This window comes from Krasilnikovia cinnamomea, assembly GCF_004217545.1.
GTDB lineage: Bacteria > Actinomycetota > Actinomycetes > Mycobacteriales > Micromonosporaceae > Actinoplanes > Actinoplanes cinnamomeus.
In genome coordinates, this window is the sequence record NZ_SHKY01000001.1 from 4,646,159 (window position 1) to 4,672,267 (window position 26,109).

Genomic DNA, 26,109 nt, shown 5'->3' on the forward strand with positions numbered 1-26,109 from the left:
GTAACGCCAATTCCGGTGATCTGACAGCGACGTGACGTTCGCCTCCCACGATGACGCAGCGTCACAGCCAGCCCACCCGCTTGAGGCGGCGGTGCAGGGTGACCGCGGCGATCACCATCACCGCCAACACCCCGTAGTAGCCGTACCGCCAGCGCAGCTCCGGCATGAATTCGAAGTTCATGCCGTAGATGCCCGCGATGGCGGTCTGCACCGCCGCGATCGCCGCCCACGAGGCGATCTTGCGCATGTCGTTGTTCTGGTCGACCGAGACCTGCGCGAGCCGCGCCTGCAGGATCGAGTTGAGCAGGTCGTCGAAGCCCGCCACCCGGTCCACGGCCCGGGCCAGGCGCCCCCGCACGTCCGCGAAGTACGGGCGCAGCGGCCCCGGCAGCGCCTCGCCGCCGAGTAGCCGGTGCAGCGGCTCCTGCAACGGCAGCACCGCCCGCTTGAACTCCACCATCTCCCGTTTGAGCTGGTAGATGTGCGCGATGTCGGGTTTGCCGTCGGCCGCGAACGCGCGCTCCTCCAGCCGTTCCAGGTCCTTCTCCACGTGGCCCGCCACGTCGAGGTAGAGGTCGACCATCCGGGTGCAGACCGCGTACCCGACGGCCCACGGCCCCTGCGCCAGCAGCGCGGTCCGGCGTTCCAGCTCCTCGCGGACGGAGGTGAGCGCCCCGGCGGCCCCGTGCCGCACCGTGATGGCGAAGTGGTCGCCGATGAACACCGTCACGTCACCGGTGTCCACCACCTCCGAGGTGGCGGTCAGCTCGTCGTGGTCCACGTACGCGGCGGTGCGCAGGACCAGCCGCGTCACGTCGCCGATCACCTCGGCGGCGGGCCGGTGCCCGGCGGCGACCGCCTGCCCGACGCTCAGCTCGTGCAGGCCGAACGCCGCGGCGATGGAGGTCATCGTGGTCTCGTCCGGCTCGTGCAGGCCGAGCCAGACGAAGCCGCCACGGTGCCGGCGGGCCTGGCGGCGGGCGTCGGCGTAGTGCGGGCGGCCGGGCCGGCGCACGCCGTCGACGTAGACCGCGCAGTCGACGACGGCGGCGGGGTTGGCGCGGCGCGGCGCCGGGATGCGGGGCTCGGGGCGGGTGAGCCCCGCCAGAAGCCCGGGCCCCGCGAAGATCCGGCGCCCCTGGAGAAGGCGGCCGAACGGGCCCGCGATCCGCCGTTCCGGGGCGGGCTCGCGCTGCCGTCGCCGCCAACCCAGCATTCCGTGCACCTCCGTCGCCTCGCCTGCGCCGGACGTCGACGTTAGCGGCCGGACGCACGCGAGCCCACGCAGGCCAACGGCCGGGTGGGCTGAAGGGAGGAGCGCACATGGACGGATCGGCGCCCCCGTGGCGCCGATCCGCAGCAAGAAACCTACCGCTAGCCTCCGACAGTTTCGGTGCCGTCACCCAGACACCCCCCGTCCGGCGGAGGCCGGCGTGGCGCCGCGCCGGCCGGCGGAATCCGCAACGGCCGGCGCGGGCCGGTCAGTGGACGCCGTAGACCGCGTCGACGACGCCGAGTGCCCAGGTCATCCGCCGGGCGGCGGTGGTGGGGTACTCGCCGTACTCGCCGGCGACGTCGGCGGCGCAGCCCTTGACGCCGCCGTGGCTGCGCAGTGCCGTCCGGATGGCCGAGGTGACCTCCGAGCGACTCGGCGCGACACCGGTCGGCAGGGTGCTCATGTACAGCGCCTCCGCGCGGGCGGCGGTCAGCGGGGCAGTCACGGTGCCGGTGCTCTGCGGGGCCGTCATGGTGCTCATCTCGGGGTCCTCCCTCCAGCGGGTCATACACCCAGAAGAGCCCCGGACGCCGCGATACGTACACCGAGTTTTGTCAGCTGGCGGTCAGTCGTGCGCGGCCCGCGCCGGGCCGGAGCGCACCACGAGGTGTTCCAGCAGGTCCTTGGTCGCCGCGGTGACGGCGGTCACAGCGGCGTCGAACGCCTGCGCGTTGTGCGCGGCCGGGGCCCGGAAACCCGAGATCTTGCGTACGTACTGCAGCGCGGCGGCGCGGATCTCGGCGTCGGTGACATCACTGGTGTACGGCTCGCGCAGGGTCTTGATGCTTCGGCACATGAGCCCATCGTCGCCCCGTGCCCGCGCGCCGCAAAACCGGTCACCGCCTACAGCGGGCGCGCCCGCACGTGGTCGTCGTGCCACTGTTCGCCGACCAGGAAGCGCTTGTTCCCGATCACGTCGAAGCCGTGCTTGGCGTAGAACCGGGCGGCCCGTACGTTGCGCTGGTTCACCCCCAGCCAGCAGGTCAACGCGCCGGAGCCCGCCGCCGCCTCCAGCGTGGCGGCCATCAGCGCGGCGGCGGCGCCGCTGCCGTGGCTGCCCTCCAGGACGTAGAACTTGCTCAGCTCGATGCTGGGCCGCGCCGTGACGACCGCGCGCACGTCCGCGTCGGCGATCGGGCCGGACACCAGCATCGCGTAGCCGACCGGCTTGCCGTCGTCCTCGGCCACCAGCAGGATCCGGTCACCGTCCGCGAGATATTCGGCGAAGCGCTCCGTGGACAGGTTCCGCGCGACGAACGCCTCGACGTCGGACTGGGGGGTGCCGGGCGGGCAGGCCAGGCCGAACGTGCGGGCGGCGACGTCGTGCAACTCGGCCTCGTCGCCCGCGACCGCGCGGCGCGTGGTGATCGGCATGGCGCCCACCATAGCCGCCGCCGCGGGCACGCCATGGTCCCGGCGTACGCATGAACTGGAAACAGGCCTTAGAGTCGGGCGGACGGGGGTGGCGGTCCGGAGCGGAGGGTCGAAGTGCGGGGACTCGGCGACGTGATCCCGGTGCCGGCGCGGGTGCGGCCGGTCCCGGCGGCGGCCTTCACGGTCGGCCCGGGTACGGCGGTCCGCGCCGCACCCGGCGCGGCGGCGGTCGCGGACCATCTGGCCGAGGCGCTGCGGGCGGCCACCGGATATCCGGCGCCGGTGCTGGGTGAAGCGGCCGGGTCTCCGGCGCCGGTGCCGGGTGAAGCGGCCGGGTTTTCGAGGCCGCTGCCGGGTGAGGCGGCCCGGCGCCCGGACCCGAGGCGCTCCGAGGGCGAGATCCGGCTGGGTTTCGAGGACGGTCACGGCGACGAGGGGTACCGGCTCGACGTGCGCGCCGACGCGGTGACCGTGGCGGCGCAGACGCCGGCGGGCCTGTTCGCGGCGGTGCAGACCCTGCGCCAGTTCCTGCCGGTCGCCGGTGCGGGCGACGCCGTGCTGCCGGGCGGCCGGATCGAGGACCGGCCCCGGTACGCCTACCGCGGCGCGATGCTGGACCTGGCCCGGCACTTCTTCACCCCCGACGAGGTGCGCTCGTTCATCGACGCGATCGCCCAATTCAAGATCAATCATCTGCATCTGCACCTGACCGACGACCAGGGGTGGCGGCTGGAGATCGCGGGCTGGCCCCGGCTGACCGAGGTCGGCGGCGGCCCCGGCACGGGCGTCGACGGCGCCGGCCCCGGTTTCCTCACCGCCGCCGGGTACGCCGAGCTGGTCGCGTACGCGGCGGACCGGTTCGTCACCGTCGTGCCGGAGATCGACATGCCCGGGCACGTCAACGCCGCCCAGGTGGCGTACCCGGAGCTGACCCGCGACGGCGCCGCGGTGGCGCCGCGCCACGACCGGGCCGTGGGCTACAGCTCACTGTGCGTCGACCGGGAGCAGACGTACGCGTTCGTCGAGGACGTCATCCGCGAGGTCGCGGCGCTGACTCCCGGGCTGTACCTGCACATCGGCGGCGACGAGGCCGACGCCACCGGCGCCGAGGCCTACCGCACCTTCCTGCACCGGGTGCTGCCCCTGGTCGCCAAGTACGGCAAGCGCGCGATCGGCTGGCACGAGGTGGCCGCGGTGGAGCTGCCCGACACCGTGGTGCCGCAGTTCTGGCGTACCGCGGCGGACGACGCCGGGGTGGCCCGTGCCGTGGCCGGGGGCTGCCAGGTCATCATGTCCCCGGCAGACCGCACCTACCTCGACATGAAGTACGAAGCGGACAGCCCGCTCGGCCTCGACTGGGCCGGGACCCTCGACGTGACCAGGGCATACGACTGGGATCCGGCGACCCGGCTGCCCGGCGTCGGCGAGCGGGCCGTGCTCGGGGTCGAGGCTCCGCTGTGGTCGGAGACGCTGCGCAGCCTCACCGACGCACAGACGATGACGTTCCCCCGGCTGGCCGCGATCGCCGAGGTGGCCTGGTCGCCGCAGGCCGCCCGGGACTGGGAGTCGTTCCGTCGCCGCCTGGCCGCGTTCGGGCCACGCTGGACGGCGCAGGGCGTCACCTACCACCGTTCACCCGAGATCCCCTGGGCGTGACGGCGCGGCCGGGGCGCCTCTAGGCTTGCCCGCGTGAACGGGCACGGCGTGCGGGCGATGACGTCGGCCGTCGCGCTGGCCGGGTTCCTCGCCGTCGCGGTGGCCCAGCTCGCGTTCGTGGCGGTGCTGGTCCTGCTGCTGCTGGCGATGCTGCCCGGCGCGCTCGCCGCGCGGGTCGGCGCGCCGCTGTGCATGGCCACGGTCGGGGTGCTGGCGTACGCGACGTGGCAGGCCCTGCGCGCCCGGCACGCCCAGCCCACCGGGGTGCCGGTGAGCCGCGCCGACGCCCCCCACCTGTGGGAACTGGTGGACGCCGCCGCGCGGGCCGCCGGGACCCGGGCGCCGGACACCGTCACCGTCGTCGCGGAGGCCGCCGCCACGCTGCGCGAGCGCAGCCGCCTGCTGGGGCTGATCGGCGGCCGCCGCGACCTGTACCTGGGGCTGCCGCTGCTGCAGGCATGGGACGTCCCGCGCCTGCGCGCGGTCGTGGCGCACGAGCTGGCCCACTTCTCCGGCCGGGACGCGCGGCTCGCCCCGCTGGCGTACCGGGGACGGGTGGCGGTCGGCCGCGGCATCCCCCGGATCCGCCGGGGCAACCCCGCCGGGCCGGTGCTGCGCGCGTACGCCCGGCTGTACCGGCGGCTCGACGCGCCGTTCAGCCGGGCCCAGGAGTTCGCCGCCGATCGGGTCGCCGCCGAGTTCGCCGGTACCGCGGCCACCGCCGCGGTGCTCACCGACCTGCCCACCCTGGACGCCCTGCAACGCCTGTTCCGCGCCGAGTACGTCGCCCCCGGCTGGCAGGCCGGGCACACCCCGGACGACCTGTTCGGCGGCTTCCTGCGGATGCTGGCCGCGCGCGCCGACGAGGCGGCCCGGTTGCGCGCCCGGCCGCTGCCCGACCCGGGACCGTGGGACACCCACCCGCCGAGGGCCGAGCGCCTCGCCGCGCTTCCGGCGGTCCCCGAGCCCCCGCCGGGGCCCGCGGCCGAGCCGGTGCCCGACCTGCCCGGCCTGGGGCGGGCGCTGCAGGCGGTCGCGTACCCGCCGCAGGGGCGCACCGCCGTGGACTGGGACACCTTCTTCGGCGCGGCCCGCACCTCCGAGATGGAACGGGAGGCCGGTGCCGCCCTGGCGACCATCTCCCGCGCCGCCGGGACGCCCGTGACCAGCGCGGCCGACGTACTCGACCTCGCCGCGGACGGACGGCTACGCAAGGTCGCGGAGTCGGTCCTGCCAGACCTGCCCGCCGACGAGGCCGCCGCCCGGGAGGTGGAGCTGGTCACCCTGCTGCTGGCGCTCGCCGCGCTGCGCAGCGGCGTCGCCCGATGGCGGCACAACTGGACGGGTACGGCCGAACTCGTCACCCTCGACGGCGGCCACCTCGACCTGTCCGGGCCCGCGGCCCTGGTCGCCGACCCCGCCACGGTCGCCGAGGCCCGGGACCGGCTGGCAGCGCTGGGTGTCGACCCGGCCGCGACCGGCGACCGGTCGGCCGACGGCCGGGCGGAGGTCGTCGGCGGGGTGGTCAACCTGGTGGTCGACGGGGCCCGCACCGACGTACTCATCGTGGACACCGGGCTGTTCCTGGTGCCCGGGCTGCCCCGCGCGCACAACGGCTCGGCGAAGCGGCGGCTCGCCCGGTTCGCGGCCGCCGACGCGGGCGAACGGGAGGCGGCGGCGCCGGGCGGCCGGTTCGTGCCGTACACGGAGGTGGCCGGTGCCGCCCGCACCCGGCGGGCCCCCCGGGCCTGGGACCTGCGGCTTCGCGATGGTGCCACGCTGAGCGTGCGGGCGGCGCTGGACTCCGACGAGCTGCCCGGGGGCTGGGCGGCCCTCGACGACGCGGTGGCCTTTCTCGCCCGTACGCGCGCAACGTCCGACTCCGGGTGAACCGACCGGCCCCCCATTTCCGTGCCTATGGATAGGTGCCGACTTCCGACGTATCAGCAACCGGGCCGCTGGTTCGGGCCACACTGAACATCGGGGGTTCGCACCCGGCATGACCGACTGCACCGAGCGCGGCGAGGGCCAGGAGGGCATGCCCGGCCAGCACCGCACCCAGCGTGACCATGGCATGCCGCAGAGGCTTTGCATGACCGTCGCCCAAGGTGGGTAGATCGATCCCGAGCGAAACGCGATGTTCTTAGCGAACAGGGGAGGGGGCGCCGATGAACCGGGAACCCGTGGCGCTCTTCGCCGCGATCGTCGCGGTCGGCCTCGGCCCCGCCATGTGGCTCGGTGCCCAGTTCGGACCGGTCGCCACACCGTCCATCGACAAGCCACCCGCGGTCGTGCAGCAGAACGCGGGCAAGGGCGCGGGAGGCGCCGGTGCGGCCGCACCGCAGGACCCGTCCGTCGTGCTGGACACCCGCCCCCGGGCCAGGGTCGCACCGCTGTCGGGCACCCCGCGGGCGCGCAAGTCGCCCAGCCCGGTACCCACGGTCACCACCCCGTCCGCCGAGCCGACCGGTACGCCCACCACACCCGCCTCGGCGCCATCGTCGAGTCCGGACCCGGCCGCCACGCCGAGCGACCCGGGCACCGAGCCGACCGGCGGTGGCCAGGACACCGGCTCACCGAGCCCGTCGCCCACCCCGACGGAGGCCGAGGTGCGCGAAGAGGCTGCCGCCGGGTCGGGCCCGGCCCGGCACCAGGCGCACTGAGGGCTCGGGGCGCCGCCGCCACGCGCCGGGCGCCCCGGCGAGGACGGTCCAATTCGGTGCGACCGCCTCCTGGTTCTCGTCGATGGACAGAACAGTGCCAAACTCAGCGACCAAAAAGGACATAAAGAGTTCATCCGGTACGCCTTGGAGGTGGCTCCCCGGGCCCCCATTACGTATTCTGCCGAAGGCGCGCGCGGCCCGGGACGGTTCGTCAGGCATTGACGACCGTGATGGGTGGTGTGCCGCCGGTCCCCTGCTGACCCCCTCGGGCGGAGCCTGATGAGAACCCGCAACTGGTCGATCCGTTCCAAGATCATCGCGCTGGTGACGGTGCCACTCACGGCCCTGCTCGCGCTCTGGATCTTCGCGACGGTGCTCACCGCCGGACCGGCGTTCAACCTGCTGTCCGCCCGTACGCTGCTCGACACGGTCGGCCACCCCGGCGAGGCGCTGGTCGGGGAGCTGCAGCGCGAGCGCCGCCTCACCGTGGCGTTCCTGGCCAGTACCGCCGCCCAGCCCACCGCCCTGGACGCCCAGCGCGCCGTGACCGACCGCGCGGTCGCGACCTTCCGCCGCAGCGCGACCGGGCCGGACGCCCAGCAGGCGGCGAGCCAGACCCTGCGGACCCGGATCGCCGAACTCATCGCCGACCTCGACGGGCTCGCGGGCAACCGCGCCCAGGTCGATCTGCGCCAGCTTGACCCGGTGGCCGCCCAACGCCTGTACAACACGATCGTCGACGCCGGCTTCCAGCTGTTCACCGCCACCGCGACCTTCAACGACGAGCTGATCGACCGGCAGGTCCGCGCGCTCACCACGGTGGGCCGCGGCCAGGAGTACCTCAGCCGGACGGACTCTTTGCTGGCCGGCGCGGACGCGGCCGGGCGGCTCACCGCGGACCTGCGCCACGAACTGCTGCAGTCCATCGCGACCGCGCGGTTCCTGCTGGCCGACGGCGTCGCCGACCTGCCCCCGGCGGACCGGGCCGCGTTCCAGCGGCTGAGCGCCGGACCCGCGTTCAGCCGCCTGCGGCAGATGCAGGACGTGCTCGTCGAGACCGGCCAGGTGGGGCAGAAGTCGCCGGTGGGCGGCACGGACTGGCAGCCCGTCTACGACAGTTCCACCGAGCAGCTGCGCGCGTTCGAGCTGGCCGCCGCGGACTCGCTGGCCCAGCGGGCCACCCCGCTGGCGATGCGGGTGCTGGGCCGCCTGGGCGCGGCCGGCATCCTCGGGCTGGTCGCGGTCGCCGCCTCGATCTTCGTTTCCGTACGGGTCGGCCGCTCGCTGGTCGGCCGGCTCATCCGGCTGCGCGGCGAGGCCCTGGAGATGGCCGGTGAGCGGCTGCCCGGCGTGATCCGGCGGCTGCAGCGCGGCGAGGCGGTCGACGTGGACGTCGAAACCCCGCCGCTGGAGTACGGCCGCGACGAGATCGGCCAGCTCGGACACGCCTTCAACGAGGTGCAGCGCACCGCGGTCCAGTCCGCGGTGGAGGAGGCGAACGTCCGGCGCGGCATCAACGAGGTCTTCCTCAACATCGCCCGGCGCAGCCAGACGCTGCTGCACCGCCAGCTCGCGCTGCTGGACAAGATGGAACGCCGGGAGACCGAGCCGCGCGAGCTGGAGGACCTGTACCGCGTCGACCACCTCGCCACCCGCATGCGGCGCCACGCCGAGGACCTGGTCATCCTCGCGGGCGCGGCGCCCGGCCGGGGCTGGCGCAACCCGGTGCCGGTCATCGACGTGATCCGTGGCGCGATCAGCGAGGTCGAGGACTACAAGCGGATCGACATCCGCTCGGTGGAGTCCTCGGCGGTCCTCGGGCGCGCGGTCGGCGACGTGATCCACCTGCTGGCCGAGCTGCTGGAGAACGCCGCGTCGTTCTCCCCGCCGCACACCCGGGTGGAGGTGATCGGCCAGATCCTGCCCAACGGGTACGCCCTGGAGGTCGAGGACCGCGGCCTCGGCATGACCGCCGAGGCCATCGAGGACGCCAACCGCCGCCTGCTGGAGCCGCCCGACTTCGACCCGGCCGACAGCGCCCGGCTGGGCCTGTTCGTGGTGGCGCAGCTCGCCGGGCGGCACGGCGTCCGGGTGTCGCTGCGGCCGTCCGCGTACGGCGGCGTCACCGCGGTCGTGCTCATCCCGGGCGAGCTGGTCACGGCCGCACCGCCCGGGCCCGGGCAACCGGCCCTGCCCGCGGGCCCGTCGCCCGCGGACAAGGCGTGGGACCGCCCCCTGGTGGGTTCCGGTACGCAGGACCCGGCGCGACGCTCGCTGGCGGCGCTGCAGTGGCAGGGTGCGGAGGAACTGCGCTCCATCACGGTCACCGGCCGCCCGGTCACCCTCGACGGCACCGTCGCCGGGGCGGAACCGGACGACGACGCCGAAGCGGGCCACGACGCCGAACCGGTCCTCGACGGCGGGGCCGCCCCCGGCGGCGAGGCGGACCAGCCGCGAACCGCCGGAGGGGGGCCCAGCCGCAGTGCGGTGGTGGACGGGCTCAGCGCGGACGGTCTCGTGCGGCGCCGGCGTACCGCGCCCCGGCGCGCGCCCCAGCGCAACGGGGCCACCGTGCTCCCGGCCGGGCTGGAGCGCCCGGACCCGCTGCTGCGTCCCGGTCCGGGCCGGCCCGGCACCGGTCCCGGGCGGCCGTCCACCGAGCACCCCGGCGGAAACGGGAGGTCCGGCACCGCGGGGGTCCCGCTCTCCGCCGCCCCGGACGCCGACGCGGCGGTGGAGCCGTCCAGCCTGGACGGGCTGCCCCGGCGGGTGCGCCAGGCGAATCTCGTACCGCAGCTGCGGGAGCCGGCGGCCCCACTGGCCGCCGTGCCTGCCCGCTCCCCGGAACGCGTCCGCGACCTGATGAGCGCGTTGCAGCGGGGCACCATCCGGGGGCGGCAGGCCGCCGCGGGCGCGCCGCGCCGCGCCGGCGACCCACCGGCGGTGCCGGTGCAGCCGGCCGCGCCAGCGGAGGCGGGCGCGCCGGAGGACAAGGGCTTCAGCGAGGCGGCTACCGTGCTGCTTCCGGCCGTGCGGGACACGGCGGGTCCGGATCAAACCTCAGCGCCGCCGCCCGGCGCGGGGGACGGCGGTGGCACCGCCACGCAGGACGACCATGGGAACCGGCCGGAGAAGGACGCATAAGTGGCACAGACGAACCAGAGCGCGAACCTCAGCTGGCTGCTCGACGACCTCGTCGATCGGGTGCCGTCCACCGAGCAGGCCGTGGTGCTCTCCGCCGACGGCCTGATGATGGGCGCGTCGGCCGGACTCAGCCGGGCCGACGCCGAGCACCTGTCGGCCATGGCCGCCGGCTTCCAGAGCCTGGCCAAGGGCGCCAGCCGGCATTTCCAGGCGGGCCCGGTACGGCAGACCGTGGTCGAGATGGAGTCGGCGTTCCTGTTCGTCACGGCGGCCGGGCAGGGGGCGTGCCTGGCGGTGCTGGCGGCCAGCGACGCCGACCTGGGACTGATCGCGTACGAGATGGCGATGCTCGTGACCCGGGTCGGGGAGTTCATGGGCGCACCGGACCGGCCCTTCGTGGCGCCGTTCGATGCCCGCTGACTTCTCGCGCCCGTCCCACGACTGGCTCGACGCCGACGCCGGTCCCGTGGTCCGGCCGTACGCGGTGACCCAGGGCAGGGTCGCGCCGGCCGGTGGGGATTTCGACCTGGTGGCATTCGTGGTGGCCACCATCGCCGACGTGCCCGCGTTGCCGAACCTGCTCCCGGAGCACCGGGGCATCGTCACCGCGGCCTGGGAGCCGATCTCGATCGTCGAGCTGGCCTCCATGTTGGACCTGTCGGTCGGGGTCGTCCGGGTTTTGCTCGGTGATCTACGCTCGGCGGGGCTCATCTCGCTGTACGAACCTCCCGCGGCCTCGCAGCCGCACGACGTCGACGTACTCAAGGCGGTTGTCAATGGACTCCGTGCGCTCTGACCGGGACGCGTCGCGCGCACGCATCCCCGTCGCGCTCAAGATTCTCATCGCCGGCGGGTTCGGCGCGGGCAAGACCACGATGGTCGGCTCGGTGAGCGAAATCCGCCCGTTGCAGACCGAGGAGGTGCTCACCGGGGTCGACGGTGGCGACGACATCTCCGGTGTCGAGGGCAAACGCACCACGACGGTGACCATGGACTTCGGTCGCATCACCATCACCGAGGACCTGCAGCTCTACCTGTTCGGCACGCCCGGGCAGGACCGGTTCTGGTTCCTGTGGGACGAGTTGTCGCAGGGTGCGCTGGGTGCGGTGGTGCTGGCGGACACGCGGCGGCTGGCGGACTGCTTCCCCTCGATCGACTACTTCGAGCAGCGGGGCACGCCGTTCGTGGTCGCGGTGAACTGCTTCGACGACGCGCAGCAGTTCGCCCCCGAGGCGGTGGCCCGGGCCCTGGACCTAGACCCGGACGTGCCGGTGGTGCTGTTCGACGCGCGGCAGCCGCTGGCCGCCCGTAACGTGCTGATCGAGCTGGTCGAGTACGTGGCGCGCCGCCAGCTCGCCACGGCGGGCCGCTGACCGCCCGGCGCGCCGGGCTCTGATTGGATGCTGGGTGTGAGCTCCCAAGGTGAGTTCGTCTTCGTCGGCTGCTACACGGGGGAGACCGGCGGCGAGGGTGAGGGCATCGCGCTGTTGCGCCGTGACCCGGCGACGGGGGACCTGACCCGACTCGGCGTGGCCGCGCGTACCCCGTCGCCGTCGTTCCTGGCTCGCCACCCCACCCGGCCGGTCCTGTACGCGGTGAACGAGCTGCACACCGGCGCGGTGAGCGCGTTCGCGGTGGCCGTGGACGGTGAGCTGGCGCCGCTGGGCGTCCAGCCGACCGGTGGGCAGCATCCGTGTCACCTGGCGGTCGCGGCGGACGGACGGCACCTGCTGGTCGCGCACTACGGCAGCGGCAGCGTCGCGGTGCTTGCGCTGGACGCCGACGGGGTGCCCGGCCCGCGCCGCGACCTGCTGGATTTCGAGGGGTCCGGCCCGGTGGCCGACCGCCAGGCGGCCGCGCACGCGCACATGGTCTCGCCCGACCCGCACGGCCCCGACGTACTGGTGACCGATCTGGGTTCGGACCGGGTGTGGCGGTGCCGGCTGGACCCGGCGTCCGGCCGGCTGACGCTGGTGGCGCCGGCGGTGGTGGCCGCTGCCGGGACCGGCCCGCGCCACCTGTTGCGTTCGGCCGACGGGGCGCTGCTGCTGGTCGGGGAGCTGCGGGGCGACCTGGCCTGGTATCGGCCGGGCGGCCCGGACGGCGGCCTGCGCCTGATCGGTGACGTGCCGGCTAGTACCACGCTGGGGGCCAACCATCCCTCGGAGCTGGCGGCGGGCCGCGACGGCCGTTTCGTGTACGTGGCCAACCGCGGCCCGGACACGATTTCGGCGTTCGCGTGGGACGGGGCGACGGCGGTGCTGGTCGCGGAGGTGCCCACGGGCGGGACCTGGCCCCGGCATCTCGCCCTCATGGCGGATCATCTGTATGTAGCGAACGAACGATCACACAATGTCACGGTGTTCCGGCTCGACGCGGACACCGGCGTGCCCCGCATGCAGGGGGAGCCGGTGGGGGAGTCGAGCCCGACCTGCTTACTGCGGTGGTTGCCGAGCACGTGATCCGACGAGCAATACCGGACATTCAGGATCTTCTAGATTTATGTCCTGGACCGGCCGATAGGCCTCAGTGCTCCGCACGGCGTGAGATCACTCAACTACGGAGAGTCTTGAAGTAGTCCCGAACTTCCAATCCGAGTAACTTTCGTCCGAACGTATATGGCAATCAGCTCGCGAGATGCGCAGTATTGACCGCGTGTCAGGTCGCCATCGCAGGAACTTCAATCTCCGCGGAGCGGGCGTCGTTGGTGCCGCGATGGCGATCGTCGTCATCCTCGCCGGGTCTTGGCTCGGCTACCGGCAGCTCGCCGACTCCGGCTGTACGGGTTCGATCAAGCTGAACGTCGCCGCGGCGCCCGAGATCGCGCCCGCCGTCGAGCAGGCCGCCCAGAAGTGGACCTCGGGCGGCGCCCAGGTCAACGGGACCTGCGTCGCCGTCGGTGTCACCGCGATCAACCCGGCCACCATGGCCGCCGCGATCGCGCGCGAACATCAGGTCACGCTCGTCGGGCTCGGCTCCGCCCCGCAGTCGGTGGAGACGCAGGACGTGTGGATCGCCGACTCCAGCACCTGGTTGCTGCGGCTCAAGTCGGAGGCCTCGGGCTTCGTACCCACCGACGGGGCCTCGGTGGCGCAGAGCCCGATCGTCGTCGCCATGCCGAAGCCGGTCGCCGAGCAGGCCGTCGGCTGGCCGGACAAGAAGCTGGGTTGGAAGGACCTGCTGGGCAAGCTAATGACCAGCAACACGCTGCGCACCGGCATCGTGGAGCCGACCCGCGACGCGGCCGGTCTCGCCGGCCTGATGGCGCTCGGACAGGCCGCGGGCGCCGGCCCGAACGCCCAGGCGGCCAAGGTCGGCGCGCTGCGGGCACTGGCCGCGGGCAGCTCCGCGCTGCGTGACGACCTGCTGCAGAAGTTCCCGCACTCGGGCGAGGCCAACGACATCGCCAGCAGCCTGAGCGCCGCGCCGCTGTCCGAGGAGGACGTGGTCGCGTACAACGCCGAGGGCCCGCCGATCCAGCTCGCCGCGCTGTACCTGGACCCGATGCCGCCGCCGCTGGATTACCCGTTCGCGGTCATGCCCGAGGTCGACCTGACCAAGGCGGCCGCCGCGACCGGCCTGCGCCAGGCGCTGCAGCAGCCCGACTTCAAGAACGCCCTGGCGTCCGTGGGCCTGCGCGGCCCCGACGGCTCGGCCGGCGCCGGCTTCCAGGCTCCCGTGGGTGCCCCGGCGGCGACGCCACCGGCCACCGCCGGCACCTCCGGTGACGAGGCCAAGGGCGGGGCGGCCGCCAGCGGCCTCGACGCCGCAGCGCTCAGCCAGGCGCTCGGTAGCTGGGCCGCGATCACCCTGCCGGGCCGGGCGCTGGCCGTCTTCGACGTCTCGGGCTCCATGCTCAAGGAGGTGCCGACGGCGAACAACCTGACCCGGGCCCAGGTGACGCAACGTGCCGCCGCGGCGGGGCTCAGCCTGTTCGACGACAGATGGGCGGTCGGCGTATGGGTGTTCTCCACCGAGCTGGACGGCAAGCGGCCCTATCGGGAGATCGTCCCGATCAGCCCGCTGACCTCCGCGCGCAGTGAGATCCAGGCGTCGATCGGGCGGCTCACCCCCAAGCCGAACGGTGCCACGGGCCTGTACGACACGGCGCTGGCCGCGTACAAGAACGTGCAGGACAGCTGGCAGCCGGGGCGGGTCAACTCGGTCCTGCTGTTCACCGACGGCAAGAACGAGAACGCCGACGGCATCAGCCGTGACCAGCTGGTCGCCGAGCTGAAGAAGCTCAACGACCCGAAGCGCCCGGTCCGCATGGTGATCATCGGTATCGGCAACGAGGTGGACAGCAACGAGCTGCAGGCGATCGCGAACGCGACGAGTTCGGGTGGCGTCTTCGTCGCCCCGGACCCGGCGAAGATCTCCGAGATCTTCCTGCAGGCGATCTCGTCGCGTACCGGCGCCAACCGCTGACCGCTCGCTGACGGCCGCCGCACCCCCATCCGGGGAGCGGCGGCCGTCGCGTTTCCCCGGCCTCAGGTGCGGGACAGCCAGGCCGCGGGGTCGGCGTGCACCGCGCGGATCACGGAGTCGGCGGCCCCGCGCATCGCGGCGTCCGCGCCGAGCGTGGCCGGGCGCAACGACACGGGCGCGAGATTCGCGGTGAGCACCCGGCGGCGCAGCTCCTGCTCGAGGCTGGCGCGCAGTCCCGGCAGGAGCGGGGCGTAGCCGCCACCGAGCACGACCGTGTCGACGTCGAGCAGATTGACGACCGCGGCCAGGGCGATCCCCAGCGCGCTGCCGGCGGCGGCCAGCGCGGCCCGGGTGGCGGGCGCGGCCAGGTCGAGCCCGTCGAGCGCGGGCGCACCGGCGGCCCGCAGGATGGCCTCCTGCCCGGCGTACAGCTCCAGGCAGCCGGTCCCGCCGCAGCGGCACGGCGGCCCGTCGGGATGTACCGGCAGGTGCCCGATCTCGCCGCTCCAGCCGTGGACGCCGCGGTACAGGACGCCGTCGAGCACGATGCCCGCGCCGATGCCGATCTCGCCGGAGACGTGTACGAAGCTGCGCGCGCCGCTGCCCGCGCGCAGCTCACCGAGCGCGGCCAGATTGGCCTCGTTGTCGAGGGTGATCGGCACGCCGGCCAGGGCCGGGACGGCGCCGAGCAGTGCCGCCGCGGGCACGTCCTGCCAGCCCAGGTTGGGCGCGACCGGAATCAGCCCGTCGGCGGCCACCAGCCCGGGTACGGCCACCGCGGCCCCGGCCACGTCCAGGCCGTCGGCGGCCGCCCGGGTCCGCAGGCGCCCGGCCAGTTCGCCGAGCGCGGCCAGGGCGGCCCGGGCGCCGGCCGGGCGCTGGTCGGCGTGCTCGACCAGCCGGTGCCGGACGGTCCCGGTGAGGTCGACGACGCACCCGGCCAGGTAGTCGACGTTGATCTCCAGGCCCAGGGCGGCCGGCCCGGCGGGGTTGAGGATGAGCCCGGCCGCGGGCCGCCCCGCCCCGGTCCGCGGGGCGGGCTCGACCTCGGCGAGCAGCGCCCCGGCGATCAGGTCGTCGACCAGGGCGGAGACGGTGGCGCGGGTGAGCCCCGTGGCGGTGGCGACCGCCGCCCGCGACATCGGATCCGGGCTTTCCGCCACCTGGCGCAGGACCAGTGCGAGATTGTGGGCCCGCACGCTGGACTGCCGCACGGGCACGTCGGCCGCCGCCAGCGGGCGAGGGTGCGCGGCCATCGGGCGGGTATGCACAGCCTTGACAATGCCACACGCCCGCCAAATAATTCAACCAATAAACAAATCGCCCCGCTGATTCCGTGGAGGTAACCGTGTCGGTCCAGCCCACGCGCGAGGACAAGTTCTCATTCGGCCTGTGGACGGTCGGCTGGCAGGCCCGCGACCCGTTCGGCGACGCCACCCGGCCGCCGCTCGACCCGGTCGAGGCCGTGCACCGGCTGGCCGACCTGGGCGCGTACGGCATCACGTTCCATGACGACGACCTGGTGCCGTTCGGCGCTCCCGCGCCCGAGCGCGACGCCACCATCGCCCGGTTCCGCAAGGCGCTCGACGAGACCGGCCTGACCGTACCGATGATCACCACGAACCTCTTCACCCACCCGGTCTTCAAGGACGGCGGCTTCACCAGCAACGACCGCTCGGTCCGCCGGTACGCGCTGCGCAAGGTGCTGCGCAACATGGACCTCGCCGCCGAACTCGGCGCCGAGACGCTCGTGCTGTGGGGCGGCCGCGAAGGCGCCGAGTACGACCACGCCAAGGACGTCCGCGCCGCCCTCGACCGTTACCGCGAGGGCCTCGACCTCCTCGCCCAGTACTCGGTCGACAGCCGGTACGGCCTGCGCTTCGCCATCGAACCCAAGCCCAACGAGCCGCGCGGCGACATCCTGCTGCCCACGGTCGGGCACGCCCTGGCGTTCGTGCAGAGCCTCGCCCGCCCGGAGCTGTTCGGCGTCAACCCCGAGGTCGGCCACGAGCAGATGGCCAACCTCAACTTCATGCACGGCATCGCCCAGGCGCTGTGGCACGGCAAGTTGTTCCACATCGACCTGAACGGCCAGCACGGCCCCAAGTTCGACCAGGACCTCGTCTTCGGCCACGGCGACCTGATCAACGCGTTCGCGCTGGTGGACCTGCTGGAGTTCGGCGGACCGGGCGGCGGGCGCGCGTACGACGGTCCCCGGCACTTCGACTACAAGGCGTCGCGTACCGAGGACGCCGACGGGGTGTGGGCGTCGGCGGCCGCCAACATGCGCATGTACCTGCTGCTCAAGGAGCGGGCCGCCGCGTTCCGCGCCGACCCCGAGGTGCAGGCGGCGCTGCGCGCGGCCCGGGTGGACGAGCTGGCCACGCCCACCCTGGGCGCCGGCGAGACGTACGCCGACCTGCTGGCCGACCGCAGCGCGTTCGAGGACTTCGACCCGGACGCGGTCGGCGCCACCGGGTACGGCTTCGTCGCGCTGCACCAGCTCGCGGTCGAGCACCTGCTGCGGGCCCGCTGAACCCGGGGGCGCGGGTCATGAGCCTCGTGGCGGGCATCGACTCGTCCACCCAGTCGTGCAAGGTGGTGATCCGTGACGCCGGGACCGGCGCGCTGATCCGGCAGGGGCGCGCCGCCCACCCGGACGGCACCGAGGTGCACCCGGACGCGTGGTGGGCGGCGCTGAACCAGGCCGTCGACCAGGCCGGCGGCCTCGACGACGTGGCCGCCGCCTCGGTCGCCGGTCAGCAGCACGGCATGGTGTGCCTGGACGCGGACGGCGCGGTCGTGCGCCCGGCCCTGCTGTGGAACGACACCCGCAGCGCGGGCGCCGCCACCGAACTGATCGACGACCTCGGCGGCGGCGACCGGGGACGGCGGGCGTGGGCCGACGCGGTCGGCATCGTCCCGGTCGCCAGCTTCACCCTCACCAAGCTGCGCTGGCTGGCCCGCCACGAGCCGGCCGAGGCGGCCCGCGTCGCCGCGGTCTGCCTCCCGCACGACTGGCTCACCTGGCGGCTCGGCGGCGCCCACGACCTCGATGCTCTGCGTACGGACCGCAGCGACGCCAGCGGCACCCTCTACTGGTCGGCGCGCACCAACGAGTACCGCCACGACCTGCTGGAACTCGGCTTCGGAAGGCGGCTGGCGGTGCCCCGGGTGCTCGGTCCCACCGAGGTCGCGGGCACCCTGCCGGGCGGCGTCCCGCTCGGTCCCGGCGCGGGCGACAACGCCGCCGCCGCCCTGGGCGCCGGTGCCCGGCCCGGCGACGTGGTGGTGTCGATCGGCACCTCCGGCACGGTGTTCGTCCCCACCGACGCGGCGCCGAACGACCCCACCGGCACGGTGGCCGGCTTCGCCGACGCGACCGGCCGGTTCCTGCCGATCGTGGTCACCCTGAACGCCGCCCGGGTCCTCGACGCGGCGGCCCGGCTGCTCGGCGTCGACCACGAGGGGCTGTCCCGGCTCGCGCTGAGCGCACCGGCGGGCGCCGACGGGCTGGTCCTGGTGCCGTACCTGGAGGGGGAGCGCACTCCGGACCGGCCGCACGCCACCGGCGCGGTGCACGGCCTCACGCTGCGCACCTCGACCCCGGCCCACCTGGCCCGGGCCGCGGTCGAGGGCATGCTGTGCGCCCTCGCCGACGGCCTGGACGCCCTCGTGCGGCAGGGCGCCCGGACCAACCGGATCGTGCTGGTCGGCGGCGGCGCCCGCAGCGAGGCCGTACGCCGCATCGCACCCGAGGTGTTCGGCCTGCCCGTCCTGGTGCCCCCGCCCGGCGAGTACGTCGCCGACGGCGCCGCCCGCCAGGCCGCCTGGGTGCTGTCCGGCGGGGACGAACCACCGGCCTGGTCGACCGCCGCCCCGCAGCCCTACGAGGCGGACCGCGTGCCACGGATCAGAGAGCGGTACGCGGGCGCCCGCGACGCCGTGGTGGACCGCGAATCCCGGTAACCTGCCACGGTGACGATCCGGGGCGGTGCGGCGCATCGCGGCTACAGCGTGGTCGTCTTCGTCATCCTGGCCTCCCTGGACAACGTCGCGATCGGCCTGGTCCCGCCGCTGTACGGCAGCATCGCCACCGCCTTCGACGTCGGCGAGGCCAGGGTTGCGCTGGCCACCACGGCGATGTTCCTGATCAGCGCGGTCGCCTCGGTCGCCTGGGCGTACGTGGGCGACCGCACCCACCGCAAACCGGTGCTGCTGGCCGGCACGGCCATCTGGGTCATCGGCACCGCCTGGTCCGGCCTGGCCGGCGGGTACCCGGTCTTCCTGCTGGCCCAGGTCGTCGCCGCGATCGGGCTCGGCGGGGTCGCGTCGGTCAGCTTCTCGGTGGTCAGCGACCTGATCTCGCCGCGCCGCCGGGGCCTGGCCATGAGCTTCTGGGGACTCTCGCAGGGTGTCGGCACGCTGGCCGGGACGATGCTCGGCGGGCTGCTGGGCCACGACGACTGGCGGCGCCCGTTCCTCGTGGTCTCGGCCGCGGGCGTGGTGGCCGCCACGGCGTACCTGCTGACGTACGACGTGCCGCGCGGCGACAGCCAGCCCGAGCTGGCCGGGGTCGAGTACGACGAGCGGATCCACCGCGACGACCTGCCCAAGATCCTGGGCCGCCGGACCAACGTGTGGCTGATCCTGCAGGGCTTCTCGGCGCAGATCGCGCTCGGCTCGCTGGTCTGGCTGCCGGTGCTGTTCCGCTCCCGGGCCGAGGCGCAGGGCTACTCGTCCGGGACGGCGGTGCTGGTCGGCAGCGTGTTCGCCACGCTGTTCCAGATCGGCGGGGCACTGTCCATTCTGGGCGGTCTGGTCGGTGACCGGCTGCAACGCCGTACCCCGCGCGGGCGGGCCCTGGTCGCCGCCGTGGGTGTGCTGGCGGCCGTACCGTTCTATGTCGTGCTGTTCTTCGTGCCGATGCGCATCGCCGTGCCCGACGGCGCCGGTGCGGGCACGGTGCTGCGGGCCGTGCTGGCCGAGGTGGTCACCGAGCCGACCGTGGGCGCCTGCCTGGCCACCGCCGTGTTCGCGCTCGCTCTGACCTCGGCGAACTCGCCGAACTGGTTCGCGATGATCGCCGACGTGAACCCGCCCGAGCACCGCGGCACGGTGTACAGCCTCGGCAACCTGGTCAACGGCGTCGGCCGGGCCGCTGGCAACGCGCTCGTGGGCGCCGCGTTCCGGGGCCTGGCGGGCGGGTTCCCCCCACCGCTGAACTACGCGATCGGGCTCGCCGGGTTCCAGCTGTTCTTCATCCCCACCGGGGTCATGTACTGGCTGGCGTCGCGCACGGTGGCGCGCGACATGGCCGACACCCACGCCGCCCTGCTGGCGGCGCGCGCGTCGGCCATCGAGACCGGCCCGGCCAGGCCGTGAGCCTTCGCGTACGTCCCGGGTTCAGCGAACCCAGACCGTGACGTCCTGCGGTACCCGGCCGTCGGCGGTGAGCGGTTCGCTGCTCAACAGCACCCGGGCGCCCGGGGGCAGCTCGGCCGGGGCCGCGCCGAAGTTGGTCAGCACCAGCACGTCACCGGTGCGGAACGCGAGCACGTCGCCCGGCGAGTCGACCCACGTCAGGGTGCCGGTGCCCAGCGCCAGCTCACGACGCAGCCGCAGCGCCGACCGGTACAGCTCGTACGTCGAGCCGGGCACACCACGCTGGCGGTCCAGCGCGAACTCCGCCCACACGCCCGGCTGCGGCAGCCAGCTGGCGTCCGAGGGCCCGAACCCGTACGACGGGGCGTCGGCCTCCCACGGGATCGGCACCCGGCACCCGTCCCGGCCCTTCTCGGTGTGCCCGGACCGGAACCACGCCGGATCCTGCCGGACGTCGTCGGGCATCCGGGTGTCCTCCGGCAGGCCCAGCTCCTCGCCCTGATACAGGTACGCCGAGCCGGGCAGCGCGAGCATCTGCAGCGTCGCGGCCCGCCCCCGGCGCAGCCCCAGTCCCGCGTCGGGCTGCGGGTCCTCGGCGCCGATGCCGTGCCGCCGGGCCTCGCCCACGGGGTAGCCCAGCCGGGTCACGTGCCGCACCACGTCGTGATTGGACAGCACCCAGGTGGTCGGCGCCCCGACCGCGCCGTTGGCGGCGAGGCTGCCCGAGATGACCGTACGCAGCGCGCCCGGAGCCCAGGGCGCCTCCAGATATTCGAAGTTGAACGCCTGGTGCATCTCGTCCGGGCGCACGTACCGGGCGAGCCGTTCGGCGGGCTGCACCCACGCCTCCGCCACCAGGATCCGCTCCCCGGGGTATTCGTCGAGCACGGCGCGCCACTCGCGGTAGATCTCGTGCACCCCCTCCTGGTCCCACATGGGCGGCGGCGGCCCCTCGTGACCGAGCCCGCCGAGAATGGCGTTCGGATAGTGCCAGTCGGCGAGGTCGGCCTGCTTGATCAGGCCGTGCGCGACGTCCACGCGGAAGCCGTCGACCCCCCGGTCGAGCCAGAACCGCAGCACGTCGACGAACTCGTCCCGGACCGCCTGGTCCGCCCAGTTGAGGTCGGGCTGGCTCACGTCGAACAGGTGCAGATACCACTGTTCGGGCTTGCCGTCCGGGCCGACGACCCGTTCCCAGGCGGGCCCGCCGAAGACGCTCGGCCACGAGTTCGGCGGCTCGTCGCCGCCGGGTCCGCGGCCGTCGCGGAACAGGTAGCGCTGCCGTGCCGGGCTGCCCGGCGGCGCGGCGAGCGCGGCCTGGAACCAGGCGTGGGCGCGGGAGGTGTGGTTCGGCACCAGGTCCACGAGGACCCGAAGGCCCAGCCCGTGCGCCTCGGCGATCAACTTGTCCGCGTCCGCCAGGCGGCCGAACAGCGGGTCGACGTCGCGGTAGTCCGCGACGTCGTACCCGGCGTCGGCCTGGGGCGAAGGGTAGAACGGGGACAGCCACACCGCGTCGACCCCGAGGTCGCGCAGGCTGCCCAGCCGGGCGGTGATGCCGGGCAGGTCGCCCATGCCGTCGCCGTCGCTGTCGGCGAACGAGCGCGGATAGATCTGGTAGATGACGGCGCTGCGCCACCAGTCGGCGGAGGGCTGCATACGCCCAGGCTATCGGCCGGTGCCCCGGGCGCCGCGCGGCTCCCCGGCCGTGACCCCGGCACCCCCACCCGGCCGCTCGGGCGTCAGGAGGTGACGGCCGAGGCTTGCTCCATGACCGGCTCCACGACCGTTTCCTGGGTGGGCAGGCGCGGTGCGACCGGGCGCGGCGACGGCCGGGTGCCCGGCGCGCGGCGCATGGCCGACAGCGACGCCTGCTTGAGCGACCAGCCGGTGCTGTCCGCGTGTACGCCGCGCCGCGGGGTACCGGCCCCGTCGGTGAACTCCTCCTCGGTGAGGGCCTGCAGCGCGCTCAGGGCGAGCCCGAGGATGGTGGCGGCGCTGAGCAGTGTGATCGGCACGATCATCAGCATGGGCCGGAGCCCGGTGACCTGGGTGCGCACCGCCTCGCTCAGCTCGACCCGCATGGCCGCCATGCCGGTGTAGTGCATGCCGCACACCGCGACGCCCATGATCGCCGCAGCCGCGGTGACCCGCCCCCAGCCCTGGACCGAGACGGTGAACCACAGGGCGACGGTCGCGGCCACGATGGCGATGACGGCGGACGCCCCGGCCAGGCCCGGTTCGTAGTGGATGGCGCCGGACACGTGCATGGCCGCCATCCCGGTGTAGTGCATGGCGAGCACCCCGACGCCGGTGAGGATGCCGGCCACCACGGTCTTCGGGAAGCTGCGCCGCCCGTGGCCCACCACCATCAGCCCGACACCGACCGTGATCACGGACAGGCCGAGGCTCACCACGGTCAGGCGGGGGTCGTACCGGACGGGGCTGGCCGGGACCTCGAAGCCGAGCATGGCCACGAAGTGCATGAGCCAGATGGCGCCGCCGCCGATCGCGAACGCGGCGATGATCAGCCAGCGGGTGCGTCGCCCGCGCGTCCGGGCGCTGCGGGCGCGCCCGGTGCTGAGCAGGCCGAGAAAGGATCCGAGGAACGCCAACAGGTACGCGGCGACCGGATTGAAGGCGCCGTAGGTGAAGTGATGGACGTGGGCCACTGGGCCGTACCTCGCGTACGTTCGGATCCGCTGGTCGGATCGTGCGCACGGATTCAGTCACATGTCCGAAGTGCCGGGTCGCACGGCGTGTGCGCCTCTTGACGCTTCGCAACCTTTGGGTGACCGTCCACAGCGGAGCCGGGGCCGCCATCCGGCGACCCCGGCTCCATCGGACTTACCCGGGGGTGGGGTCAATTGAAGATGCTGACGCCGCCGGGACCGACGAGCAGGCCCACGATGATCAGCACGATGCCCCAGACGAGCTGCCGCCGGAACAGGGCGAGGATGCCGGCGACCACAAGGATGACTGCGATAATCCAGAGCACTAGGTCCATGCCTGCGCGATACCCGATCGACATGGCTCGAAAACCCGTGCGACCTGGTGGTCGGGGTCGCAGCACCCCGTGACGGGCCCGGGTACCGTTGATGGGCATGGTCCCCGACCGCGCCTTCTCCCGCCGCCGACGACTGCGCACCGTGGCGCTCGTCGGCATCGACGGATCCGGCAAGACCACCCAGGCCCGCCTGCTGGCGGACACCCTGCGCGCGCGGGGTCTGCGCGCCACTTACCGGCGCAACGCCGGTGGCCGGCGCTGGTTCGGCCGGCTGGCCACGGCGTTCGGCCGGCGCGACGCCGAGGACCTGCTGGGACGCCGGCTCATGTTGTTCGTCGAATCGTTGCTGCGCTGGCTCGCGATCCTCGACACCCGGTTGCGCCGCCGGCTCACCGGCGACATCGCGGTCATGGACCGGTACGCGGTCTGCCAGTACGCCAGCCTGCGCGCCCGGGGCTGCGGCCCGCGCGCGGAACGACGTGCCCGCCTGGCGTACCGGCTGTTCCCGAAGCCGGATGTCACCTTCTTGCTGGCCGTGGACCCGGCGGTCGCGTACGACCGCATCGAGGCACGCGGATACGACCACGAGGAGATGGCGTTCCTGCGGGCCGCGGCGGCCGCCTACCGGTCGTTGCCGGAGCACGACGACTTCGTCGTGGTGGACGCGAACCGAAGTCCGGCCGAGGTGGCCGCGGCGTTGTCGGCGGCGCTCGACGCGTGGCAGGACCGGCCGGCCTCCGCACCCCGGCTGCCCGCCGTGATGGCCGGCACCCGCGCGGTGGTCCTCGCGGCGGGACCGTTGGCCGCGGGCGCCGCGGTGGTGGGCCGCCAGCTCACGGACGTGCTCTGAGGCCCGGGACCTCAGGCCCGGCCGTAGACCGGGATGCTCGCGCCGCTGGTGGGTGCCGAGGCGTCGTCCGCCAGGAACAGGATCACCCGGGCGATCTCGGCGGGGGTCACCCAGCGGGTGCGGTCCGCCCCCGGCATCGCGGCCCGGTTCGCCGCCGTGTCGATGACGCTGGGCAGGACGGTGTTGCACCGCACACCGCGCCCCTGGTACTCGGCCGCCACGGCGTTTGCGAACGCCAGCACGGCGGCCTTGGCGGTCACGTAGCCGGCGGCGCCGGGGAACGGCGTGAGTGCCGCCCGCGACGACACGCACACCACCGAACCCGAGCCCGTGGCCACCAGGTGCGGCAGCGCCGCGGCGGTCACAAGGTACGTCGGCCGCAGGTTGATCCGCAGCATCGCCTCGAAGTCCTCGATCGGGGTCTCGTGCACCAGCCCGGCGGACGCGTACCCGCCGACCAGGTTGACCACCGCCCGGAGCGGGGCGCCCGCGACGGCGGCCGCCGTGGCGACCACGGCCGCGACGTCGTCCGGTGCGCCGAGGTCGGCGTCCACCGGCTCGATGACGCCCGGTGCCACGCCGGTGGACGGGGCTTCCGGCGGGGCCGGCAGCCGGGCGGCGGTGCCCGGGCGCACCGGGGCGACGACCCGCCAGCCCGCCTGCGCGAAGGCGGTCACGACGGCGGCGCCGAGGCCCCCGGTGCCGCCGGTGATCAGCACGCTGCGATCCATGTGGACACCGTAGACCACGCCGATTTTCGATGTGCTTTTCGTCACGCCACCGCCCGGGGAAAGCGTCCCAGCAGGGGGTATAACGAAGGTCACCCGGGCGGGGGTCACCCTGTCGGTCGAGTGAATAGCGGCGTGACGTGCCGCATTGTGGCAGGTGGTCCCGTTCCGCTGTGCGGCGGGATCTTTCTCGTGCGGCTTTTGGTTCAGGACGATCAAGACCCGGTCGATGCTGCACGTGAACCCATTCGGCTATCGGGCCGTACTGGGTAGTGACGAGTGTCGCACCGCCGGTCGTGATGCCCGTCGCTGTGACGGATGGGGAGCCGATGGTGTCATGAGATGAGCGCCGGGTATGCGTGTGTGCACGCATCGACCCGCCGGGTGCAGCTCCGAATGTCTGGTGCAGGCGTTCCTCAGCAAGTATGCACGCGGCTCTCAGCTATCGCTCAGACATTCGTGACACTTTCGATCCGCCAGCCGGAATCACCGCACGGCGAGATCTGTTGTGTTGAGGCACCACCGCAATGCACGAACTGCGGACGTTACGGGAGGGCTGATGGACGCAGGTATTGCCCGTAACAGGCTTAGTGAAGGCAATGAGGGGACCGTGGGCAACGTGGAGAAGAACACCGTGATGCGGACTGACGAGGTCGCCGAGGAGCGCGACCTGGTCGGCGTCTACCTGCACGAGATCTCCCGGACACCACTGCTGGATGCCGCCAGGGAGGTCGACCTCTCCAAGGCAATCGAGGCCGGCCTTTACGCCGAGCATCTACTCGAAACCGGTGACGTCCGCCGGGGCGTGAGCCGGGAGGAGCTTGAGCGGCTGGTCGTCGAGGGCGCCCGGGCCAAGGATCTGTTCATTCGCGCGAACCTGCGCCTGGTCGTGTCGATCGCCCGCCGGTACGTGCGGTCCGGCATGCCGATGCTCGACCTGATTCAGGAGGGCAACACGGGCCTCGTGCGCGCCGTCGAGAAGTTCGACTACGAGCGCGGCTACAAGTTCTCCACGTACGCCACCTGGTGGATCCGCCAGGCCATCAGCCGGGCCATCGCCCAGCAGGAGCGCACCGTGCGACTGCCCGTGCACCTGGTCGAGGACGTCAACCGGATGCGCAACGTCACCCGCCAGCTCGTCCGCGAGCTCGGCGCCGACCCGGAGCCGGAGCAGGTGGCGGCCGCGCTCGGGGTGACCGTGGAGCGCGTTCACGAGCTGACCCGCTGGGCCCAGGACACCGTCTCGCTGGACACCCCGGTGGGCGACGACGGCGACACCAACCTCGGCGACCTGGTCGCCGACAGCGACGCCCCCTCGCCCGAGGAGATCGTGCTGACCGCTCTGGAGCGGCAGCGCATCGAGGGCCTGCTCAACCACCTCGACGACCGTTCGGCCGGCATCATGCGCGCCCGCTACGGCCTGGAGGACGGCCGGGAGCACTCGCTCACCGAGGTGGCGTCCCGTTTCTCGCTGTCCCGCGAGCGCATCCGCCAGCTGGAGATCCAGGCGCTGGGGCGGCTGCGTGAGCTGGCCCGGGCCGAGGGCCTGCAGGCCGCCTGATTCGCGTACGTCTGAGAAAGGCCGGTGTCCCCGAGCG

General features: G+C 73.7%; 23 protein-coding genes. 14 read left to right on the plus strand and 9 right to left on the minus strand.

What is annotated here, in order from left to right:
• Nucleotides 1-61: 61 nt before the first annotated feature.
• From EV385_RS21205 to EV385_RS21220, 4 genes are all read right to left on the minus strand, one after another.
• Nucleotides 62-1,216: a magnesium and cobalt transport protein CorA gene (locus tag EV385_RS21205; RefSeq protein ID WP_130511037.1), complete on the minus strand. Its 1,155-nt coding sequence runs from the start codon at nt 1,214-1,216 to the stop codon at nt 62-64.
• Between the two features lie 265 nt (nt 1,217-1,481).
• A complete protein-coding gene (locus EV385_RS21210; protein ID WP_242624989.1) occupies nt 1,482-1,757 on the minus strand; it encodes a hypothetical protein in 276 nt (91 codons plus the stop codon).
• Between the two features lie 84 nt (nt 1,758-1,841).
• Nucleotides 1,842-2,072, minus strand: coding sequence for a DUF2277 domain-containing protein (locus tag EV385_RS21215; RefSeq protein WP_130511038.1), 231 nt, complete (start codon nt 2,070-2,072; stop codon nt 1,842-1,844).
• 47 nt (nt 2,073-2,119) lie between these two features.
• On the minus strand, nt 2,120-2,650 hold the full coding sequence (locus EV385_RS21220; protein ID WP_130511039.1) for a GNAT family N-acetyltransferase: 531 nt from the start codon (nt 2,648-2,650) through the stop codon (nt 2,120-2,122).
• A gap of 114 nt (nt 2,651-2,764) precedes the next feature.
• On the opposite strand from EV385_RS21220, the gene EV385_RS21225 reads away from it, so the two are divergent.
• The 9 genes from EV385_RS21225 (at nt 2,765) to EV385_RS21265 (ending at nt 14,541) form a co-directional block, all read left to right on the plus strand.
• Entirely contained in the window at nt 2,765-4,306 is a 1,542-nt protein-coding gene (locus EV385_RS21225) for a family 20 glycosylhydrolase (RefSeq protein WP_130511040.1), read from the plus strand.
• A 33-nt stretch (nt 4,307-4,339) separates the two neighbouring features.
• Nucleotides 4,340-6,196 carry a M48 family metallopeptidase gene (locus EV385_RS21230; RefSeq protein ID WP_242624990.1) on the plus strand — a complete coding sequence of 619 codons (1,857 nt, stop codon included), beginning with the start codon at nt 4,340-4,342 and terminating at the stop codon, nt 6,194-6,196.
• A 278-nt stretch (nt 6,197-6,474) separates the two neighbouring features.
• Nucleotides 6,475-6,969, plus strand: coding sequence for a hypothetical protein (locus EV385_RS21235; RefSeq protein ID WP_130511041.1), 495 nt, complete (start codon nt 6,475-6,477; stop codon nt 6,967-6,969).
• 279 nt (nt 6,970-7,248) lie between these two features.
• Complete coding sequence (locus EV385_RS21240; RefSeq protein ID WP_130511042.1) at nt 7,249-10,113, plus strand: sensor histidine kinase; 2,865 nt, start codon at nt 7,249-7,251, stop codon at nt 10,111-10,113.
• On the plus strand, nt 10,114-10,533 hold the full coding sequence (locus EV385_RS21245; protein ID WP_130511043.1) for a roadblock/LC7 domain-containing protein: 420 nt from the start codon (nt 10,114-10,116) through the stop codon (nt 10,531-10,533).
• A complete protein-coding gene (locus EV385_RS21250) occupies nt 10,523-10,909 on the plus strand; it encodes a DUF742 domain-containing protein (protein ID WP_130511044.1) in 387 nt (128 codons plus the stop codon). Before EV385_RS21245 ends, EV385_RS21250 begins: the two co-directional genes overlap by 11 nt.
• Nucleotides 10,890-11,486 (plus strand): GTP-binding protein, encoded by a 597-nt coding sequence (locus EV385_RS21255; protein WP_130511045.1) that lies wholly within the window; start codon nt 10,890-10,892, stop codon nt 11,484-11,486. Before EV385_RS21250 ends, EV385_RS21255 begins: the two co-directional genes overlap by 20 nt.
• Nucleotides 11,487-11,513: 27 nt before the next feature.
• Nucleotides 11,514-12,575, plus strand: coding sequence for a lactonase family protein (locus EV385_RS21260; RefSeq protein ID WP_130511046.1), 1,062 nt, complete (start codon nt 11,514-11,516; stop codon nt 12,573-12,575).
• 253 nt (nt 12,576-12,828) lie between these two features.
• Nucleotides 12,829-14,541, plus strand: coding sequence for a VWA domain-containing protein (locus tag EV385_RS21265; protein ID WP_130511047.1), 1,713 nt, complete (start codon nt 12,829-12,831; stop codon nt 14,539-14,541).
• Between the two features lie 62 nt (nt 14,542-14,603).
• Here the strand turns inward: EV385_RS21265 and EV385_RS21270 are convergent, their stop codons facing one another.
• A complete protein-coding gene (locus EV385_RS21270) occupies nt 14,604-15,797 on the minus strand; it encodes an ROK family transcriptional regulator (RefSeq protein ID WP_130511048.1) in 1,194 nt (397 codons plus the stop codon).
• Nucleotides 15,798-15,889: 92 nt separating this feature from the next.
• On the opposite strand from EV385_RS21270, the gene xylA reads away from it, so the two are divergent.
• The 3 genes from xylA to EV385_RS21285 are packed head-to-tail and all read left to right on the plus strand — an operon-like array spanning nt 15,890 to nt 19,926.
• The gene (gene xylA / locus EV385_RS21275; protein ID WP_130511049.1) at nt 15,890-17,077 is read left to right on the plus strand and encodes a xylose isomerase; all 1,188 of its coding nucleotides are present in this window, start codon (nt 15,890-15,892) and stop codon (nt 17,075-17,077) included.
• A 17-nt stretch (nt 17,078-17,094) separates the two neighbouring features.
• Entirely contained in the window at nt 17,095-18,510 is a 1,416-nt protein-coding gene (gene xylB / locus EV385_RS21280) for a xylulokinase (RefSeq protein WP_130511050.1), read from the plus strand.
• Nucleotides 18,511-18,519: 9 nt separating this feature from the next.
• Complete coding sequence (locus EV385_RS21285) at nt 18,520-19,926, plus strand: MFS transporter (protein WP_130511051.1); 1,407 nt, start codon at nt 18,520-18,522, stop codon at nt 19,924-19,926.
• A gap of 21 nt (nt 19,927-19,947) precedes the next feature.
• On the opposite strand, the gene EV385_RS21290 is transcribed toward EV385_RS21285, so the two are convergent.
• From EV385_RS21290 to EV385_RS33990, 3 genes are all read right to left on the minus strand, one after another.
• Nucleotides 19,948-21,585: a glycoside hydrolase family 13 protein gene (locus tag EV385_RS21290; RefSeq protein WP_130511052.1), complete on the minus strand. Its 1,638-nt coding sequence runs from the start codon at nt 21,583-21,585 to the stop codon at nt 19,948-19,950.
• 83 nt (nt 21,586-21,668) lie between these two features.
• On the minus strand, nt 21,669-22,598 hold the full coding sequence (locus EV385_RS21295; RefSeq protein WP_130511053.1) for an MHYT domain-containing protein: 930 nt from the start codon (nt 22,596-22,598) through the stop codon (nt 21,669-21,671).
• Between the two features lie 191 nt (nt 22,599-22,789).
• Nucleotides 22,790-22,933, minus strand: a complete 144-nt coding sequence (locus EV385_RS33990; RefSeq protein WP_165449548.1) for a GPGG-motif small membrane protein — start codon at nt 22,931-22,933, stop codon at nt 22,790-22,792.
• A 97-nt stretch (nt 22,934-23,030) separates the two neighbouring features.
• Here EV385_RS33990 and EV385_RS21300 point away from each other — a divergent pair, with 97 nt between their 5' ends.
• Nucleotides 23,031-23,783, plus strand: a complete 753-nt coding sequence (locus tag EV385_RS21300; RefSeq protein ID WP_130511054.1) for a dTMP kinase — start codon at nt 23,031-23,033, stop codon at nt 23,781-23,783.
• Nucleotides 23,784-23,794: 11 nt separating this feature from the next.
• On the opposite strand, the gene EV385_RS21305 is transcribed toward EV385_RS21300, so the two are convergent.
• The gene (locus tag EV385_RS21305) at nt 23,795-24,514 is read right to left on the minus strand and encodes an SDR family NAD(P)-dependent oxidoreductase (RefSeq protein WP_130511055.1); all 720 of its coding nucleotides are present in this window, start codon (nt 24,512-24,514) and stop codon (nt 23,795-23,797) included.
• Nucleotides 24,515-25,070: 556 nt separating this feature from the next.
• On the opposite strand from EV385_RS21305, the gene EV385_RS21310 reads away from it, so the two are divergent.
• Complete coding sequence (locus EV385_RS21310) at nt 25,071-26,072, plus strand: sigma-70 family RNA polymerase sigma factor (RefSeq protein WP_130511056.1); 1,002 nt, start codon at nt 25,071-25,073, stop codon at nt 26,070-26,072.
• Nucleotides 26,073-26,109 lie beyond the last annotated feature (37 nt).